Below are 18,271 nucleotides of genomic sequence, written 5' to 3'. Positions count from 1 at the left end.
ATGAAGCTCGATTTCACCGGTCCGGAATCGCTGGGCGGCGCGGAAGGGGGTGGCGGGGCCGCGCCGACGCTGCCGCGGCGGACGATCGAGCGGCGCATGCGCCAGCTCGACATCGAACCGCTCGACAAATCGGACCGGGTGATCCGCGTCGGGCTGATCGTCGGGTTCCTGTGCATCCTGCTGTTCGCAAGCTTCGCGCTGGTCGCGCCGGTGTCCAGCGCGGCGATCGCGCCGGGCGAGGTCAGCGTGGCGGGCGACAAGGTCGCGATCCAGCCGGTCGGCGGCGGCATCGTGACGCAGGTTCTGGTACGCGAAGGGCAACAAGTTGCGGCAGGCCAGCCGCTGATCCGCCTGAACGGCGTACGCTCGGGCGCGCAATTGCGGCAGGCGCAGTCGCGGGCCGATGCGCTGCTGGCGCAGGAAGCGCGGTTGGTCGCCGAACAGGCGGGGCGGGCGCTGACCTTTCCCGCCGCGCTGACTAGCCGGAGCGACGATCCGGTAGTAGCGGAGGCGATGGCAGCGGAGCGGCGGCTGTTCGCGCGGCGGCAGGCGGTGTTCGCCGCCGATCGTGCTACCAGCGCCGAATCGCTGGCGGCGGCGCGGGCGCAACATGCCGCGGCGGGTCGGCAGCTGGCGCTGATCACCGACGAACTGCGCGATTACCGCGAACTCTATGCCAAGGGCTTTGCGCGCAAGACGACGATCCGGTCGCTGGAGCGCAACCAGGCGCAGTTGATGGCCGATCGTGCCGCCGGGCTGGCATCGGTCAACCAGGCCGCGATCGCGCGCAGCCGCATCGTCGATACGCAGACGATGGAGCTGTCGTCGCAGCTGAACGGCGTCCGCCAACAGCTGGCGCAGGTGATGCCGCAGCTCGATACCACCCGCTATGCCGCCGATCAGGACGTCCTGCGCGCACCGGCGGCCGGGCGGGTGTCGGGGCTGACGGCGATCGGTCCAGGCATGGTGCTGTCGGGCGGGCGCACCGTCATGGAGATCGTGCCGTCGGGACGGATGCTGCTGATCGATGCGCAGGTGTCGCCGGCCGATATCGACGACGTGAAGGTGGGGCAGATCGCCACCATCCGCTTCTCGACGGTCAACCCGCATGGGCGCACGACGTTCGACGGACAGGTGGTGACTCTGTCGCCGGGCCGGATCACCGGGCCCAACGGGCAGGGCTATTACCGGGCGCAGATCAGACTGGTCGATCCGGCGGCGTTGCGCGCGGCGAACGTGACGTTGCAGCCGGGCATCCCCGCCAGTGTGAACATCCGTACGCAGGAGCGCACGATCTTCGACTATATCTTCGCGCCGCTCAGCGACGCCATCAGCCGCAGTTTCCGTCAGGAATAGGAGGATTTCGTTATGCCAGGCATGTTGTCCGGGATTTTCGACGCTGGGTCGCAGGGCGATCCGACGACAGGTGGCAGCGAGATCAGCGACGCCGATGGCGGCGCGCTGGCCGCCGGACTGTCCGTCGATCAGGGCGTTGCGCTCGAACTCGACCTGTCGAACGAAATGGGGGGCAGCTATCAGGGGCTGGACGGGTCGGAGACGACATGGTCGCGCGAGGACTCGTTAGGCCTCGACGTCGATACCAGCGTGCTATTGTCGGGCGATGCCGGGATCGAAGGATAGCAGGCCGTCACGCGAGGTGCGGATAGCCTGCCCTTGCCGCTGCTTCATCCTGCGCCATGATGCGGTCGGCCAAGGCAGGTGAGGGTGGCACCATGCCCATCAGGCCCAGTGCCGGTGGCTCGTGGGGCAGGCTTTGGTCCAGTGCGATGCGCAGCAGCGATACGATGTCTGGGGGCGTACCGGCTGCGGTGACGAACGCCGGGGTTATGGCTGGCGCGGTCTTGTCGAGAATACGCAGCCTTTCGGTCAGTTCAGGCTCGAAGCGTGCCAGCGCCGCGAAGGTGACCTCGTCGATCGCAGCCACATCGGCACGCCCGGTCGCTACTGCCCGCGCGCTGGCGGCATGCGCCCCGGTTGCGACCACTTCGCCAAAGAAGCAACCGTCTTGGGCCAGCGAAGCGATACGGTCGCGGAGCAGCGCCATGCCGGTATTCGACCCGCCATCGTTGATGGCGGCCCGCCGCCCGCGCAGATCCGCCAGCCGGACCGCCGGATCATCGCGGCGGACGACGATCCAGCTGCGATGCTCGCCGGGTCGATCGGTGCCGGCATAGACCGGGTGGCCGAGTAGTTGGAGATCGCGGTGCGCCAATGCCCAGGGGCGGGTGCAGATCATGCCGAGCAGCAGTCCGGGATGCGCCCAGACGCGGTGGATGTCGGTATCGCGCGATCGCTGCTCCGGCACGTCCGCAAGCCCGGATGCGCGCAAATGATCGCGGATCGCGCTCCACAGCGCGTCGTTGGCGGCGTGCTGTCCGGGGTGATCGTACATGCCCAGCCACGCGATGCTATCCATCGGCAAGGTCGGGATGGCGCACCACGTCGTGCGGGCGGAAGGCGAAGCGGCGCAGGACGTCGCGGTAGCCGGCATAGCGCGGCTCGATCCGCTGCGCCCGGCTCCGCTCCAGCGCAGGCAGGCGATACCACGGCGTCGCGGGGGAGGCGTGGTGCGCGGCGTGGAGGTTGTTGTTGAGGAACAACAGCGCGAGCGGCCCGCGCGAGGTGATGGTCGCGGCGCGTGACGTACCGGCCGCATCCGCCCGGTGCTCGGCAAATCCGCGCAACAGCGACGCCGCCTGTCCCGGCAGCACGAAGCACAGGACATAGGTAACGATCGGCAGGCCGACGGCGTGCAGCCATGCCAGCACCAGCGCGACCCCGAGCAGATGCACCCCCCATTCCCGTGCGAAACGGGACGGATCGCGGAACGCTCGCCCTGCCTCGCCAGCGATGAACAGTGCGATCGCGGCTACCGGACCGATCAGCATCTGCCCGACGAGCGTCGCCCGCAGTTTCGCGATGCCCGTGGCGAGCCCACCGCCCATCACATAACGCGATTCGGGATCGTGGAGGGGGTGGGTCGGATGGGGCGAGCGGTGGTGCGCCATATGGGTCCGGCGGTAGACGCCATAGGGTAACCAGAGCGACAGCGGCACCCCGCCGATCAGGTCGTTCACCCGGTGCCAGCGCGTGGGGTGTCCGTGGATCGTTTCATGCTGCAGCGATCCGTGCCAACCGAGGAACCAGCCGCCGAGCAGCACCAGCAACGGTACCGGCAACAGCGCCGCATAGGCCGTAACCGCGATCCAGCCGCCATAGACGGCGATCGCCAGCGATAGGGTCGGCCATTCCACTGCACGCATCTTCGTGACCATAATCATACCATAGAGATGGGAATATGGTGTGGCAACGGTCGATCGGGTGTTACGTGCTACTGCTCGGTGGACTTAACGACTGTCGATCGGGCTCCGGGACAAGAGCAACGTCAGCGTTTCCCCCCCGCAAGCGGAACCCTGGAGTAATGGCAGGGAGAAGTATGTGGTTCTGGACCCCCGCCTGCGCGGGGGTACGATCCGGTGGCAGGAACGGCGTTTCGTCCTTCCGGGACGCGTCCACGCGTTTGGCGTCATGGAGCGTCAGCCTTGACCGGCTTGCGTCAGGCGGCGAGCCCGTCGTCAGGGACGTAGGCAAGGCCGGCACGGGCCTCCAGCGCGGCACGGTCGCGCATCACGATCCGCCCGCGCGAGCAACGGACCATATGCTCGCCCTCGAGGATGTGCAGACAGTCGGTGACGGTTGCGCGGCGCAGGTTCAGCGTTGCGGCGATAGATGCATGGGTCACCGACATCGCGTCGCCTGCGATCCGGTCGTCGATCATCAGCAGCAGACGGGCGATGCGCCGTTCGGGCACGTCGCGCAGTGCCGAGGCGAGCGTACGCGCCATCTGCATCGAAAAGCGCTGGGCAAAGGTCAGGATCGCCTTCAGCAGCGCAGGGTCCTGATCCGCCGCCTCGACCACCGCGATGGCCGGAATGACGATCGCGGTGCCAGGCTGGATATGCGCACGGGCGGTGAACGGAGTCGGCTGATCGCTGAACAAGCGCGACCATCCGACGACGCCGTCGCGTCCGATCATGCCGACGTCTTGCGACGATCCGCCGGTCGACAGCGACAGCATCGCCGGTGCGCCTTCGGGAAAGACCAGCCGGTCGATCGGCTCGCCGCTGCGCGTCAGGATTTCGCCGGGTTGCAATTCGATACGGGTAGCGAACCGGGACAGCAGACGCCGTACCTCCGGGCGCAGTGCGCCGATCAGCATGTTGTCGGTCGTGGGCAGGCTAGTACCCATGTCGGCCGAACTGTCTATCATTACTGCGAACGCCATTTGGTTATCTTTTGCCTGCAAGAACTGCGGCAATCCAGTCGTCCGACGCATCTTGTACGGAACCGTACGCGTGCCCATGGCGCCGCATCGTTTAACATCGATCAACCGTTAGGTCGTGACAACGATCCAGGGAGACGGTGACATGACCGACCAACTATTGGTGACGGAGGCGTTCGAAGCACGCGCAAAACGGCGGGACGACCGGCGCGATTTCTTCAAGATGTTGAGCGGTGCGGCCGTGGTCGGTGGCGCGGCGATCTTCGCCACGCAGTCGAACGATGCCCTGGCACAGAGCGCGCCGAGCGATGCCGACGTGCTGAACTTCGCGCTGAACCTCGAATATCTCGAGGCCCAATTCTACTATTTCGCGGCATTCGGTTCGGGGCTTCCGAATTCGATCCTGACCGGTGCCGGCACGCAAGGTGCGGTCACCGGCGGACGGCAGGTCACCTTCACCGATCCGCTGGTCGGGCAATATGCCCGTGAAATCGCGGCGGACGAACGTGCGCACGTCGAATTCCTGCGTACGGCGCTGGGCAGCTCGGCCGTCGCGCAGCCTGCGATCGACATCAGTGCATCGGCCAATGGCGCCTTTTCCTCCGCCGCCCGCGCGGCCGGACTGATCGGCGCCGGGGCATCGTTCGATCCCTATGCCAGCGACGAGAATTTTCTGCTCGGCGCCTATATCTTCGAAGACGTCGGCGTCACCGCTTATAAGGGTGCAGCGCCGCTGCTCGCCAGCAAGACCTTCCTCGAAGCGGCCGCCGGCATCCTCGCGGTCGAGGCCTATCATGCCGCGATCGTCCGCACGACGCTGTATGCCAAGGGGATCGCAACCCCGTCGGCCCGACTGGTCGAAGCCAGCGACGCGATCTCGAACGCGCGCGACAGCCTCGACGGTACGCTCGACCTTGATCAGGGGCTGACCCCGTTGTCGAGCAACCCGAGCGCGAGCAACATCGCTCCGCTCGACAATAACGGTATCGCGTTCAGCCGGTCGGCGGGGCAGGTGCTCAACATCGTCTATCTCACCAGCGCCCAGGCCAGCGGCGGGGGCTTCTTCCCCAATGGTGTCAACGGCACCATCCGCGCCAGCGCCGCCAATTGAGCTCAGGGAGAGACATCATGACGAACGATCCTATTTTGCAGGTGCTCGAAGCCTGCGGCGAACGCCGCAACGCGCGGCGCGACTTCATCCGGTTCGCCGGCGGCGCGGCGATCGCCACGGCGGGTGCCACGGTACTGTCCGCCTGTAGCGACAGCGGCGGCGGCTTCATCAACGGTACGCCGTCCCCCACGCCTACTCCCACGCCGACGGCGACCTCGGCGCTGACCGATGCCGACGTGCTGAACTTCGCGCTGAACCTTGAATATCTCGAAGCGCAATTCTACGCCTTCGCCGCCAATGGCACCGGCCTGCCCAACAGCAGCCTGTCGGGCACAGGCACGCAAGGGGCGGTCACCGGCGGGCGGCAGGTGACGTTCACCGATCCGCTGGTCGCGCGCTATGCCCGCGAAATCGCGGCGGACGAGCTGGCACACGTCAACTTCCTGCGCACGGCGCTGGGGTCGGCGGCGGTAGCGCAGCCGGCGATCGACATCGGCACCACCGCGACCAGTGCCTTCTCGAACGCGGCGCGTGCCGCCGGGCTGATCGGGGCCGGGGCGTCGTTCGACGTCTATGCCAATGACGAGAACTTCCTGTTGGGCGCGTTCATCTTCGAAGACGTCGGCGTCACGGCGTACAAGGGCGCGGTCGGCTTCATCAGCAACAAGACCTTCCTCGAAGCGGCGGCCGGCATTCACGCCGCCGAAGCCTATCACGCCGGACTGGTGCGGACCGTGCTGTACCGCAAGGGCGTCGCCACGCCTGCGCTGATCGATGCGACCGAGGCGATTTCGAACGCCCGCGACAGCCTCGACGGCAGCACCGATCTTGACCAGGGTATCCGGGCGACCGGCAGCGGCACCGCCGCGGTGTCGAACATCGTTCCCACCGACGGCAGCGGCATCGCGTTCAGCCGGACGCCGGGGCAGGTGCTCAACATCGTCTACCTCGACCGTACCGCCAAGACCGCCGGGGGTTTCTTCCCCAATGGCGTCAACGGCACGATCCGGTCGAGCGCGGCGAACTGATCGGGCGGGCGGCGTTCCGGTGTTGTGCCGGGGCGCCGTTCTCCTCTCCTATGCGGCCTCCCGGACTGGGTCCGGGGGGCGTTTTGCTGAAGTCGAGAAGAACCGGAACCCCGGATCAAGTCCGGGGTGACGGAGGGGCGGTTACGCCGCGGGCGAGCCGACCAGTCGGACATAGGCTTCCTCGGCCGGTCCATAGGTCATCGCCGCCATTTCCAGCAGCTTTTCGCGGTCCCGTACGATCACCCGGCCACGCAGCGCGCGGATCGCCAGCGTTTCCTCCAGCTTGTGCAGCGCGTCGGTGATGCTGCTGCGCCGCACCGCCAGCATCAGGCGAAATTCCTCGTGCGTCATCGAGATTTCGTCGCCGCGCACCCGGTCGTGATAGAGGAGAATCCAGCGCGCCAGCCGTCGCTCGACCGGATGCGATAGCGCCGAGACGACCGTGCGACCCATTTGGATCAGAAACACCTGCACGAAACGCAGCAGCGCGGCCTGCAACGATTCGCTCTGGTCGAGAGCCGCCATCAGCCGGTCGACGGGGATGCGCAGCGCGGTGCCGGGTTCGGCGCGCAGCACCACGTCGTGCGGCGACCGGTCGTCCCCCAGCAACACCGGCCAGCCGACATAGCCATCGGACCCGAGCAGTCCGACGGCGTGCAGCCGTTCGCCGTCGATCACCTCCAGCACCGCGGCGATCCCGCCTTCGAGGAAATAGACATGCTCGATCGGCCCGCCCGCGGTCAGCAGCGTATCCCCGACCTCCAGCGACACGCGTTCGAGCGCGGGGGCGAGCAGCGCGAGGTCGCCGGGTTCGAGCGTGGCGAGCAGGCGATTGCCGTCGCCGATGGGGGAGGTCGGCATCGCGCCGTCAGTCTGGTGGGGTACGACCGTCATAGGCAGCATGTTCCATGGCTTGCGTTGCAAGGCAAACTCGAACCGGCGGCGAAAGCTCCGAAGGTGGGACGGGACGGCGCGTCGGTTTTCGGATGTGCGATGCCGATTGCCGTTTGCCCGGACCTTGCATAGACAGGGCGCGACCGTGCCCAGCCTTCACGCCCTTGCCAATCCCCGGCGCTTCCTGTCGATCGCCCGACCGCTCACCCCGCTACTGGTGTGGGGCGGGCTGGCGCTGTTCGCGTTCGGATGCTGGGCCGGGCTGACGCAGACGCCGGCCGATTATCTGCAGGGCGACAGCGTCCGCATCCTCTATGTCCATGTCCCCGCCGCGTGGCTGGGCATGGGCGGGTGGTCGAGCCTCGCGATCGCCAGCATCGTCTTTCTGGTGTGGCGCCATCCGCTGGCGGCAGTCGCCGCGCGGGCGATCGCGTTGCCGGGTGCGCTGTTCACTGCGCTGTGCCTTGCCACCGGATCGATCTGGGGCCGGCCGACCTGGGGGACGTGGTGGCAGTGGGACGGGCGGCTGACATCGATGCTGCTGCTGTTCTTCGTCTATCTCGCCTATCTGGCGCTCGCACGCGCCGATGCCGATCGCGACGGCGACGGGCGTATCCCGGCGCTGTTCGGGATTGCCGGCACCGCGCTGTTGCCGGTCATCCGCTATTCGGTGCTGTGGTGGCGCACGCTGCATCAGGGGCCGAGCATCACGCTGACCAAGTCAACGATCGATCCGGCGATCCTGTGGCCGCTGTTCTTTACCGCCGGCGGCGCGAGCCTGTTGTTCGGCGGCATCGTGCTGATGCGGATGCGGGCCGATCTGGCGCGGATCAAGGCGGAGGCGCGGATGCGTCGGCGGGCGGCGGTATGAACCATTGGGCCTTCATCGCCGCGGCATATGCCGTGACCCTGGGCGGGATCGCGGCGATCACGACCGCGTCGTGGGTGGCGATGCGCCGCGCGGAGCGGGGATGAGTCCGAAACGGCAACGCATGGCGCTGGCGCTGCTGGCGGTCGTCGCGATCGTCGGCGCGGTGTTGCTGGCGATGTCCGCGCTGGGCGACGAGGCGGCGTTCTTCTATGCCCCCGCCGACGCCGCCAGCGCACCGCTCGACAAGCCGGTGCGCCTCGGAGGGATGGTCGCGCCGGGATCGGTGGCGCGCGACGCCGATGGCGTGACGATCCGGTTCACCGTGACCGATGGCAAGGCTAGCGTGCCGGTCCGATTTGCAGGAATCGTCCCCGACCTGTTCCGTGAAAATTCGGGCGTGGTGGCCGAAGGGCGCTTCGTCGCGGGCGGGGGGTTCGTAGCCGACAACCTGCTCGCCAAGCATGACGAGCGCTATATGCCGCCGCAGGTCGCGGGGAAAATGCACAAGAGCGAGAGCATCGCCAAATGATCGCCGAAGTGGGTCTGGCGGCGCTGTGGCTGGCAGCGGCGATGGCGCTGTTGCAGCTGGCGATGGCGGCGATCGCGCTGTCGTCACGTGCGCCTGAGCCGCCGCAGATCGTCCGCGACCTGCTGTCCGCCGTTCGCCCGGTCGCGGTGGCGCAGGCGGTGCTGGCGGCTGGATCGTTCGCGGCGCTGATCGCCCTGTTCGCGCGGACCGACCTGTCGGTGCTGCTGGTTGCCGAGAACAGCCATTCGGCCAAGCCGATGTTGTACAAGGTCGCCGCCACATGGGGCAATCACGAAGGGTCGATGCTGCTATGGGTCACCGTCCTCGCGCTGGCGGGCGGTGGCATCGCACTGTTCGAACGGATGTTGGCGGTGCGGACCCATGCCGCGACGCTGGCGGCACAGGGCGCGATCGCGGCGGGCTTCTATGCGTTCCTGCTGTTCGCTTCCAATCCTTTTGCGCGCCTGTCGCCTTCCCCAAGCGAAGGGCTGGGGCTCAATCCGCTGTTGCAGGACCCCGGCCTCGCCTTCCATCCGCCGACGCTCTACCTCGGCTATGTCGGACTGTCGGTCGCGTTTTCGTTCGCAGTGGGGGCGCTGGTCACCCGCGATGTCGGGCGCGATTTCGCACGCGCGATGCGGCCATGGGTGCTGGGCGCTTGGGTGTTCCTGACGATCGGCATCACTGCGGGGAGCTATTGGGCTTATTACGAGCTCGGCTGGGGCGGCTGGTGGTTCTGGGACCCGGTCGAGAACGCTTCGCTGATGCCGTGGCTGGCGGCGACCGCTTTGCTCCATTCGGTGACGGTGCTGGCGACGCGTGACGGGTTGCGGGCGTGGACGGTGATGCTGTCGGTCGTCGCCTTTTCGATGTCGATGGTCGGCACCTTCCTCGTCCGCTCGGGCATATTGACCAGCGTCCACGCCTTTGCCGTCGATCCGACGCGGGGCGGGTTCATCCTCGCGCTGTTGATCCTGTATATCGGCGGGGCACTGGCGCTGTTCGCCTTCCGCGTGGGCACGGTGCGACAAGGCGCGCTGTTCGAGCCGGTGAGCCGCGAGGGCGGGCTGGTGCTCAACAACCTGCTGCTGTCGGTGATCCTCGGCATCGTGCTGATCGGGACGCTCTATCCGCTGCTGGCGGAGGCGTTCGGGGTACAATTGTCGGTCGGGCCGCCGTTCTTCAATCGTGCCGCCGGGCCAATCGCGCTGGTGCTGGTAGGGGCGATGGCGGTCGGGCCGTTGCTGCGCTGGCGGCGGGACGATGGCGTGGCGGTGCTGCGGCGTGTCGCGGTGCCGGGCGGCGTGGCACTGGCCGTATTGGTCGCCGCGCGGCTGGGGACCGATGGCGGGTGGTTGCCGGTGCTGGGGCTGGCCTTCGCCGCCGGACTGGCGATCGCCAGCGTGTTGCCGCTGGTCGGGCGCAAGCCGTGGCGGACGCCGCTGGCCATCTATGGCATGGTCGTCGCGCATCTCGGCATCGCCGTCAGTCTGGCCGGCATGGCAAGCGAGAGTGCGTTCACCGCCGAGCGGCTGGTCGCGGCGGCACCCGGTGAGAGTCACACCGTCGGCCCGTTCGCGGTCCGCTTTGACGGGATCAAGCCGGTCGTCGGCGACAATTGGTCGGCGGTGCAGGGCAAGCTGACCGTTACGCGGGGCACCGGGCGGCCGTTCGTGCTGCGCCCCGAACAGCGTTTCTTCGCCAACCCGCCGACCGAGACCAGCGAGGCGGCGCTCGCCACCTTCTGGGATGGGCAGCTCTATGCCGTGCTGGGCCGCGACGATGTCGGCGGTCGTCGGCAGCTGCGGCTGTGGTGGAAGCCGTTCGTGTCGCTGATCTGGGCCGGCGGCGGGCTGATCGCGATCGGCGGGCTGCTGGCGCTGGTCGGGCGGGTGCGGCGCAGGCGGCGGCAGGTGGCGGCATGAACCGCCGGCTGCTCTGGATGCCGCTGGTGGCGTTCGTGGTCGTCGCCGCGCTGTTCGCGTGGATGTTGCCGCGGGAACCCGACCGGCAGGTACGCTCGCGGCTGGTCGGCAAGCCCTTGCCCGACTTCACGCTGGCGCCGATCGCGACGGGCAAGCCCGGTCTGTCGACCGCAGCGTTCCGGACGGGCACACCGCGGCTGCTCAACGTCTTTGGCAGCTGGTGCGTGCCGTGCGCGGCCGAGGCGCCGCAACTGGCGAAGCTGGCCGCTGCGGGCGCGCCGATCGATGCGATTGCGATTCGCGATACCAAGGCCGATGTCGCGCAGTTCCTAACCCGCAATGGCGATCCCTTTGCGGCGGTCGGTGACGATCGCAACAGTTCGGTGCAGCTGTCGCTGGGGTCGTCGGGCGTTCCCGAAACCTTCGTGATCGACGGGCAGGGGAAGATCGCGCACCAGCATATCGGTGCGATCCGCGACGAGGATGTGCCGATGCTGCTCGCCAAGCTGGACGCGGCGAAATGAGGGGGCTGCTGACCCTGTCGCTGCTGTTCGCCGGTCCGGCGCTGGCGCAGTCGCGTGTGCCCCCGCCGCCGCTGGCCGACACGCAACTGGCCGATGCCGGGCAGGAACGGACCGCGAAGGCGTTGATGGAAACGCTGCGCTGTCTGGTCTGTCAGGGGCAGTCGATCGCCGACAGCGATGCCGACATGGCCGCCGACATGCGCGCGCTGGTGCGGCAGCGGATCGCGGCGGGCGAGGCGCCCGACCGGGTGCGCGACTGGTTGATCGAACGCTATGGCGATTATGTCAGCTATGACCCGCCGCTGTCGGCAGCGACCGGACCGCTGTGGATCGCGCCGATCCTGCTGCTGGCGATCGGCGCCCTGCTGGCGGCGCGTAGCTTGAAGCGGAGGCGGCGATGAACGGGTGGTTCCTGCTCACGCTGCTGTTGGTGGCGACGTTCGCGCTGATCGTTCTCGGCCGCGTGTCCCGGCCTTTATGGGGCGTTGTCGGCGCCGCGTTGATGCTCGGTGCGGCGGGCTATGCGTGGCAGGGACGACCGGGCCTGCCCGGCGATCCGCGCGGCGCGGTGCGGGTGACCCAGCCCGAGGATTTGGCCGCCGACGATCTGCGCGATGCGATCTGGGGACGGTTCACCTACGACTATGCCTATGCCGTCGCGGCCGACGGGCTGGCGCGGGCCGGGGCGACGCAGGCGGCGGTGAACGCGGTGCTGGGTGGGCTGCACGGTGCGCCGAATAGCGGGCGGCTGTGGACGCGATTGGGTACTGCGATTTTGGCGCATGATGGCGGACAGGTGTTGTCGCCGGCCGCCAAGGTCGCCTTTGCGCGGGGGATGGCGACTGCGCCGGATCATCCGGGGCCGTATTTCTATTACGGGATGGCGTTGATCCAGATCGGTGATTTGCCGGGCGCGAAGCGGGCGTGGGTCGCCGCACTGGCGCGGACGCCGAAACAGGCGAGCTACCGGCAGGATCTGGCGATGCGGCTGGTGTTGCTCGACCGGCTGATGGCGATGCGGCCGGAGGCGGGGAAGTAGGGGCGGTCGGTTAGCGTCGCACGGGGGCGACGCCGCCTCTTGCCGCAACGCCTTCCAAATGGTCATCGCGGACCTGAGCGGGACTTTTGCGAAAGTCTGGAACGGAACCCCATTCACGTCGTACCCCGGGGTCCAGTTAACAAGGCTCCTCGGTATATTTGCGACGTTCCCCAACTGTACCCCGGCTTCCGCCGGGGTACAGTCAAGGGTTTTCGCTGGTCTCGCACGAGGCGAGGTACCGCTTCCTCACTGCGGCCTAGAAGAAGCGGGACCCCGGTTCAGGCCCAGGGCGACGGTGAGCGAGGGTGCTCCGCGCTCACCGGCCGTCAGTTCCCCGCGCCGCGTCCGGTCTTCGCCTGCAACGCATCGATCTGCTTCGACGCATCGCCCTTGGTCAGCGTGTCGTCGAACGGCTCCCCGGCTTCCTCGCTCAGTGTCTTGAGGTACGACGCCTGCGCACCGGTCATCGCCTCGTCACCGGTCGTCCAGTCGTCGGGGTCCTTCTCGGCATTCGAAAAGGGTTCGGTCTTGGGATTGGCATGGTCGGTCATGGCAAAAAATCCTTTCGCCGGACCAACCATGCTGTTCCCAATTCGTTCCGTCGATCAGCGTCCGGCGGACGGGCCGCCCATGTCGCGGAAGCTGTCGGGTACGTCCTTGCGGGGATGCCCCGATGGCGTCGGCAGCGGTTCGATCACCGGCGATTCGGGCGTGTCGAACCCGCCCTCCCACTTGGCGATGACGCTGGCGGCGATCGCATTGCCGACGACGTTGGTCGCAGTGCGACCCATATCGAGGAAATGGTCGATCGCGAGGATCAGCAGCAACCCTGCCTCCGGGATGTTGAACATGCCCAAAGTCGCCGCGATCACCACCAGGCTGGCGCGCGGCACGCCGGCAATGCCCTTCGACGTGACCATCAGCACCAGCAGCATCAGGAACATCTGTCCCCAGCTGAGGTCGATGCCGTACGCCTGCGCGATGAAGATCGACGCGAACGTCATGTACATCATCGACCCGTCGAGGTTGAACGAATAGCCGAGCGGCAACACGAAGCTGGCGATGCGCGGCGGTACCCCGAACCGGTCGAGTGCCTCCAGCGTGCGCGGATAGGCCGCTTCCGACGACGCGGTCGAAAAACCCAGCAGGATCGGATCGCGCAGATAGCGCAGCAGCATCTTCACCCGCGGCCCGATGATGACGAAGGCGATGCCGATCAGCACCGTCCACAGCGTGGCGAGGCCCAGATAGAAGCTGCCCATGAAATAGGCGAGGTCGCCGATGATCCCCGGACCACGTTCGGCCAGCGTCGCCGTCACCGCCGCGAACACCGCGAACGGGGCGAAGCGCATGACATAGTCGGTGACCTGCAGCATCACCGCCACCAGCCCCTCGAGCGCGCGAACGATCGGTGCGCCCTTCTCGCCCACCGCGGTCAGCGCGACGCCGATGAACAGCGAGAAGATGACGATCTGCAAAATCTCGTTCGTCGCCATCGCTTCGATGCCCGAAGCGGGGAAGATGTGACCGACGAACTTCACGAAATCGAACGCCGGCTTGGCAACGCCGGTATCGGCGGTGACCGGCGGGACGGGCAGGCTGAGGCCGACACCGGGCTGCAACAGATTGACCAGCAACAGCCCAAGCATCAGCGAGATGAAGCTCGCCATCACGAACCAGCCGAACGAGCGCAGGCCGACCCGGCCCAGCGACGAACTGTCGCCCATATGCGCGATCCCGACGACCAGTGTCGAGAACACCAGCGGGGCGATGATCATCTTGATCAGCCGCAGGAACACGGTCGTCACGGCGGACAGATAATAAGCGATGCTCTTCAGCGTCGCCGTCCCGCTGCCGCCGCCATCGTCGAGGCCTGCGTTCAGCGCCCAGCCGAGCACGAGCCCTGCTGCCAGCGCGATAAGGATGAAAGTCGTAAGCCGCTTGGCCATGCGTCGTCCCTGTTCGTTTGCGCGCAAAGGGAGGGGAATGTTTCGTCCGGGTCAACCCCCGTGCGCGTCGTCGCTTGGCAAGCGTGAAAACGCTGCGTATCGAGCATGGCCATGACCTCGACCAATGACGTCCGCCGCTCGTTCCTCGACTTTTTCGAGAAGGCCGGCCATGCCCGCGTGCCCTCGGCACCGCTCGTTCCGCAGAACGATCCGACGCTGATGTTCGTCAATGCGGGCATGGTGCCGTTCAAGAACGTGTTCACCGGGCTGGAGACGCGGCCGTACGTGACCGCCACGTCGTCGCAGAAGTGCGTGCGCGCCGGGGGCAAGCACAACGACCTCGACAATGTCGGTTATACCGCGCGGCATCACACTTTCTTCGAAATGCTCGGCAATTTCTCGTTCGGCGATTATTTCAAGGAACAGGCGATCCTGAATGCCTGGACCCTGCTGACCCGCGACTGGGGGCTGCCGGCGGACAAGCTGACCGCGACCGTCTATCACACCGACGACGAAGCGTTCGACCTGTGGAAGAAGATCGCCGGGCTGCCCGATCACAAGATCATCCGCATCCCGACCAAGGACAATTTCTGGGCGATGGGCGACAGCGGCCCGTGCGGACCCTGCTCGGAAATCTTTTACGATCATGGCGACGATATCCCCGGTGGTCCTCCCGGTTCGCCGGATGAGGACGGCGATCGCTTCGTCGAAATCTGGAACCTCGTGTTCATGCAGTTCGAGCAGGACGCCAACGAGATCGTCGGCGAACTGCCCAAGAAGTCGATTGACACCGGCATGGGGCTGGAGCGGATCGCGGCGGTGATGCAGGGCGTGTCGGACAATTACGACACCGACACCTTCAAGGCGCTGATCGCCGCGTCGTGCGAATTGACCGGCACCCGCGCCGACGGGGCGACTCAGGCCAGCCACCGCGTCATCGCCGATCACCTGCGCGCGTCGGGCTTCCTCGTCGCCGACGGCGTGCTGCCCGCCAATGAAGGGCGTGGCTATGTGCTCCGCCGCATCATGCGCCGCGCGATGCGCCACGCGCATCTGCTGGGGGCGAAGGACCCGTTGATGCACCGGCTGGTCGGCTCGCTCGTGTCCGAAATGGGCGCGGCCTATCCCGAACTGGTGCGGGCGCAGCCGCTGATCGAAGCGACGCTCAGCCAAGAAGAAACCCAGTTCCGCCGCACCCTCGACAAGGGGTTGAAGCTCCTCGACGAAGCCACCGCCGGTTTCGAAGCCGGGGCGACGCTGGCCGGCGAGACGGCGTTCAAGCTCTACGACACCTATGGTTTCCCCTATGACCTGACCGACGACGCGTTGCGGGCGCAGGGCTATGCGGTCGATCGCGCCGGTTTCGACGCGGCGATGGCCGAACAGAAGCGTGCGGCCCGTGCGGCGTGGAAGGGTTCAGGCGCGAAAGCTTCGGACGATGTGTGGTTCGACGTCCTCGAAACCGCCGGCCCGACCGAGTTCATCGGTTATTCGGTCGAAGCGGGCGAGGGTGAGGTCGTCGCGATCGTCAAGGACGGCGCGCGTGTCGACAGCGCAGGCGCGGGCGACGAAGTGCTGGTGCTGACCAACCAGACGCCCTTCTATGCCGAAAGCGGCGGTCAGGTCGGCGATGCCGGCACGATGACGACCGAAGCGGGATTGAAGGCAACCGTTACCGACACCGCCAAGCAGCTCGGCAAGCTCCACGCCCATGTCGTCACGATCGACGCCGGCACGGTGAAGCTCGGTGACAGCGTCGCGCTGACGATCGATACCGCCCGCCGTGCGCAAATTCGCGCCAATCACTCGGCGACGCATCTGCTGCACGAGGCGCTGCGCGAACGGCTCGGCACCCATGTCGCGCAGAAGGGATCGATGGTTGCGCCCGAGCGGCTGCGCTTCGACTTTTCGCAGCCTTCGCCGATCGCGGCCGATGCGCTGGCGATGGTCGAGGCCGACGTCAACGCGCAGGTCCGCGGCAATGGCGGCGTCACCACCCGGCTGATGACCCCCGACGACGCGATCGCGATGGGCGCGATGGCGCTGTTCGGCGAGAAGTACGGCGATGAGGTTCGCGTCGTATCGATGGGACAGGATGCGGAAGGCACCTATTCGATCGAGCTGTGTGGCGGCACCCACGTCAATGCGCTGGGCGAGATCGGCCTGTTCAAGATCGTGTCCGAAGGCGCGGTGTCGTCGGGCGTCCGCCGTGTCGAGGCGCTGACGGGCGAAGCCGCGCGCCAGTGGCTCGGCAATCGCGACGCGAAGCTGCGCGAAGCCGCCGCCGCGTTGAAGGCGACGCCTGACGAAGTGCCCGCGCGCGTGGCGCAGCTGGTCGAGGATCGCCGCCGGCTGGAGCGCGAACTGGCCGAGGCCAAGAAGGCGTTGGCAATGGGCGGCGGCGCCGGTGCGGCACCCGCCGGTCCCGAACAGGTCGGCGACATCGCGTTTCTCGGTCAGGTGATCGACGGACTGGAGGCCAAGGCTCTGCGTGGCACGATCGACGAAGCCCGCACCCGCGTGCCGTCGGGCGTGGTCGCGCTGGTCGCGGTCAACGACGGTCGGGCCTCGGTCGCGGTCGGCGTGTCGAGCGATCTGGTCGGCCGGGTCAGCGCGGTCGATCTGGTCAAGGCGGCGGTTGCGGCGCTGGGCGGGCAGGGCGGCGGTGGTCGTCCCGACATGGCGCAGGGCGGCGGCCCGGATGGGTCGAAGGGTGACGCGGCGATCGCTGCGATCAAGGCGTTGTTGGCTAACTAACGCTGACCCCAAGTAAAACCGTACCCCGGCCTTCGCCGGGGTACGTCGTTTGTAGGGTTTCGCTCGCTCGCAAGACGTATCCCCGCGCAGGCTGGGATCCAGAGCCAAGCAGTGCACCGCCCGTGCCCTGGACCCCCGCCTTCGCAGGGGTAGGCTATCGGTCGGCAACGACCCTCAAATATACGTCCGCAAAAACTCCGCGAGCGCACACACCGCCAAGCTCTGCCCGTACGGCATCGAGGTCAGCGCGATATCCTTGTAGAATTGCTGCGTATCGCCCATCGCGGTCCCGAAGCTCACCTGCTTCAACTCGCCGGCCTCATCGATATTGGCCAGCACGCCGCGCACCGCCTTGATCCCGACCGCTTCGTAATGCCGCGGCAGATAGCCCTTTCGCACTGCCTTCAGAATGCCGTACGCGAACCCGGCCGCCGCCGACGCTTCCAGATAGCTGGTCGGATCGACGATCAGCGTATGCCACAACCCGCTCTCGTCCTGCGTCTCGGCCAGCGTCTTCACCTGCGCCGCCAGCGTGTTGATCAGGAACATCCGGAACGCGTCGCCGACCGGCAGATCAAGAATCTCGATGATCTCGGGGATCGCGATCGTGACCCAGCAATTGCCCCGCGCCCACAGTGCCTCGGCGAAATTATGCCGCCCGTTGAAATCCCATCCGTGGAACCACAGGCCCGTCTTCTTGTCGAACAGATACTTGATATGGACGAGGAATTGGCGCTTCGCCTCCTCGACATAATGCGGACGGTTCAGCAGCAGCCCGATCTTGGCCAGCGGCAACACGCTCATCATCAGCGTATCGTCCCACATCTCGCCCGGATTCTCGTCATTGTAGACGATGTGCTGGAACCCGCCCTCTTCGGTCTTGGGCAGGCCATCGGGCGCCATCAGCCATTCCGCCCACGTATCCAGATACGGGATGTAGCGCGGGTCCGGCTCATGCTCGTAAAGGTACGCCAGCGTGATGAACGGCGCGACGGTGTTGATGTTCTTGGTTGGCGTACCTTCGGCGAAGCGGTCCTCGAACCATTGCTTGATGATCGCCAGCGCCGCCTTGTCGCCGGTCTGTTCGTAATAGCGCCACATGCCGAACAGGCCGACGCCATGCGTCCATTCCCACCCGGCCCAGCCCTTGGTGTCGATGATCCGCCCGTCATCGAGGTGGAGCAGGAACTCGCCCGTCTCGTCCTTGATGTTCACCAGATTGTCCATCAGCAGCGCGATGGCATCGGTCACCTCTTGGCGGGGAATGTCGTGGGTCAGCGCGGCCATGATTGCTCCGGTAGGATGGGTTTGTTTCGGTAAAGATCTGGATGTGTGTGCGGG

Annotated in this window: 18 protein-coding genes; 11 read left to right on the top strand and 7 right to left on the bottom strand. The window is 66.8% G+C overall.

Annotated elements, in window-relative coordinates:
• Positions 1 to 1,356, top strand: a complete 1,356-nt coding sequence (locus tag MF610_RS06350) for an HlyD family type I secretion periplasmic adaptor subunit (protein ID WP_242194007.1) — start codon at positions 1 to 3, stop codon at positions 1,354 to 1,356.
• A gap of 21 nt (positions 1,357 to 1,377) precedes the next feature.
• Positions 1,378 to 1,641, top strand: a complete 264-nt coding sequence (locus MF610_RS06345; protein WP_242194005.1) for a hypothetical protein — start codon at positions 1,378 to 1,380, stop codon at positions 1,639 to 1,641.
• A gap of 7 nt (positions 1,642 to 1,648) precedes the next feature.
• Here the strand turns inward: MF610_RS06345 and MF610_RS06340 are convergent, their stop codons facing one another.
• The 3 genes from MF610_RS06340 to MF610_RS06330 form a co-directional block, all read right to left on the bottom strand.
• A complete protein-coding gene (locus MF610_RS06340; protein ID WP_242194003.1) occupies positions 1,649 to 2,437 on the bottom strand; it encodes a phosphate/phosphite/phosphonate ABC transporter substrate-binding protein in 789 nt (262 codons plus the stop codon).
• The gene (locus MF610_RS06335) at positions 2,430 to 3,302 is read right to left on the bottom strand and encodes a fatty acid desaturase (RefSeq protein WP_242194001.1); all 873 of its coding nucleotides are present in this window, start codon (positions 3,300 to 3,302) and stop codon (positions 2,430 to 2,432) included. Before MF610_RS06335 ends, MF610_RS06340 begins: the two co-directional genes overlap by 8 nt.
• A 275-nt stretch (positions 3,303 to 3,577) precedes the next feature.
• Positions 3,578 to 4,306 (bottom strand): Crp/Fnr family transcriptional regulator, encoded by a 729-nt coding sequence (locus MF610_RS06330; protein WP_242193998.1) that lies wholly within the window; start codon positions 4,304 to 4,306, stop codon positions 3,578 to 3,580.
• A gap of 142 nt (positions 4,307 to 4,448) precedes the next feature.
• Between MF610_RS06330 and MF610_RS06325 the strand changes: the two genes are divergently transcribed.
• Both MF610_RS06325 and MF610_RS06320 read left to right on the top strand, forming a co-directional pair.
• Positions 4,449 to 5,414: a ferritin-like domain-containing protein gene (locus tag MF610_RS06325; protein WP_242193995.1), complete on the top strand. Its 966-nt coding sequence runs from the start codon at positions 4,449 to 4,451 to the stop codon at positions 5,412 to 5,414.
• Between the two features lie 17 nt (positions 5,415 to 5,431).
• A complete protein-coding gene (locus MF610_RS06320) occupies positions 5,432 to 6,442 on the top strand; it encodes a ferritin-like domain-containing protein (protein WP_242193994.1) in 1,011 nt (336 codons plus the stop codon).
• 141 nt (positions 6,443 to 6,583) lie between these two features.
• Here MF610_RS06320 and MF610_RS06315 read toward each other — a convergent pair whose 3' ends face one another.
• The gene (locus tag MF610_RS06315; protein ID WP_242193991.1) at positions 6,584 to 7,336 is read right to left on the bottom strand and encodes a Crp/Fnr family transcriptional regulator; all 753 of its coding nucleotides are present in this window, start codon (positions 7,334 to 7,336) and stop codon (positions 6,584 to 6,586) included.
• 145 nt (positions 7,337 to 7,481) lie between these two features.
• On the opposite strand from MF610_RS06315, the gene ccmC reads away from it, so the two are divergent.
• The 6 genes from ccmC to MF610_RS06285 all read left to right on the top strand — a co-directional run bounded on the left by ccmC (position 7,482) and on the right by MF610_RS06285 (position 12,224).
• Positions 7,482 to 8,207, top strand: coding sequence for a heme ABC transporter permease CcmC (gene ccmC, locus MF610_RS06310; protein WP_242193988.1), 726 nt, complete (start codon positions 7,482 to 7,484; stop codon positions 8,205 to 8,207).
• Positions 8,208 to 8,307: 100 nt separating this feature from the next.
• The gene (ccmE, locus tag MF610_RS06305; RefSeq protein ID WP_242193985.1) at positions 8,308 to 8,736 is read left to right on the top strand and encodes a cytochrome c maturation protein CcmE; all 429 of its coding nucleotides are present in this window, start codon (positions 8,308 to 8,310) and stop codon (positions 8,734 to 8,736) included.
• Entirely contained in the window at positions 8,733 to 10,661 is a 1,929-nt protein-coding gene (locus MF610_RS06300; RefSeq protein WP_242193982.1) for a heme lyase CcmF/NrfE family subunit, read from the top strand. Before ccmE ends, MF610_RS06300 begins: the two co-directional genes overlap by 4 nt.
• Positions 10,658 to 11,185 carry a DsbE family thiol:disulfide interchange protein gene (locus MF610_RS06295; protein ID WP_242193980.1) on the top strand — a complete coding sequence of 176 codons (528 nt, stop codon included), beginning with the start codon at positions 10,658 to 10,660 and terminating at the stop codon, positions 11,183 to 11,185. Before MF610_RS06300 ends, MF610_RS06295 begins: the two co-directional genes overlap by 4 nt.
• Entirely contained in the window at positions 11,182 to 11,586 is a 405-nt protein-coding gene (locus tag MF610_RS06290) for a cytochrome c-type biogenesis protein (protein WP_242193977.1), read from the top strand. The genes MF610_RS06295 and MF610_RS06290 overlap by 4 nt, the downstream gene beginning before the upstream one ends.
• Positions 11,583 to 12,224 (top strand): tetratricopeptide repeat protein, encoded by a 642-nt coding sequence (locus MF610_RS06285; protein WP_242193974.1) that lies wholly within the window; start codon positions 11,583 to 11,585, stop codon positions 12,222 to 12,224. The genes MF610_RS06290 and MF610_RS06285 overlap by 4 nt, the downstream gene beginning before the upstream one ends.
• A gap of 326 nt (positions 12,225 to 12,550) precedes the next feature.
• Here MF610_RS06285 and MF610_RS06280 read toward each other — a convergent pair whose 3' ends face one another.
• Positions 12,551 to 12,775, bottom strand: coding sequence for a DUF3072 domain-containing protein (locus MF610_RS06280; RefSeq protein WP_242193971.1), 225 nt, complete (start codon positions 12,773 to 12,775; stop codon positions 12,551 to 12,553).
• A 54-nt stretch (positions 12,776 to 12,829) separates the two neighbouring features.
• Entirely contained in the window at positions 12,830 to 14,173 is a 1,344-nt protein-coding gene (locus tag MF610_RS06275; protein ID WP_242193969.1) for a dicarboxylate/amino acid:cation symporter, read from the bottom strand.
• Positions 14,174 to 14,284: 111 nt separating this feature from the next.
• Between MF610_RS06275 and alaS the strand changes: the two genes are divergently transcribed.
• Positions 14,285 to 16,930 carry an alanine--tRNA ligase gene (alaS, locus tag MF610_RS06270; RefSeq protein WP_242193967.1) on the top strand — a complete coding sequence of 882 codons (2,646 nt, stop codon included), beginning with the start codon at positions 14,285 to 14,287 and terminating at the stop codon, positions 16,928 to 16,930.
• Between the two features lie 174 nt (positions 16,931 to 17,104).
• Here alaS and bglB read toward each other — a convergent pair whose 3' ends face one another.
• A complete protein-coding gene (bglB, locus tag MF610_RS06265; RefSeq protein ID WP_242193965.1) occupies positions 17,105 to 18,217 on the bottom strand; it encodes a beta-galactosidase BglB in 1,113 nt (370 codons plus the stop codon).
• Between the last annotated feature and the right edge of the window lie 54 nt (positions 18,218 to 18,271).

This window comes from Sphingomonas hankookensis, from assembly GCF_022664465.1.
Classification (GTDB): domain Bacteria; phylum Pseudomonadota; class Alphaproteobacteria; order Sphingomonadales; family Sphingomonadaceae; genus Sphingomonas; species Sphingomonas hankookensis.
Note: the sequence above shows the minus strand (reverse complement) of the source record. Positions and strands in the feature narration are given on the sequence as shown.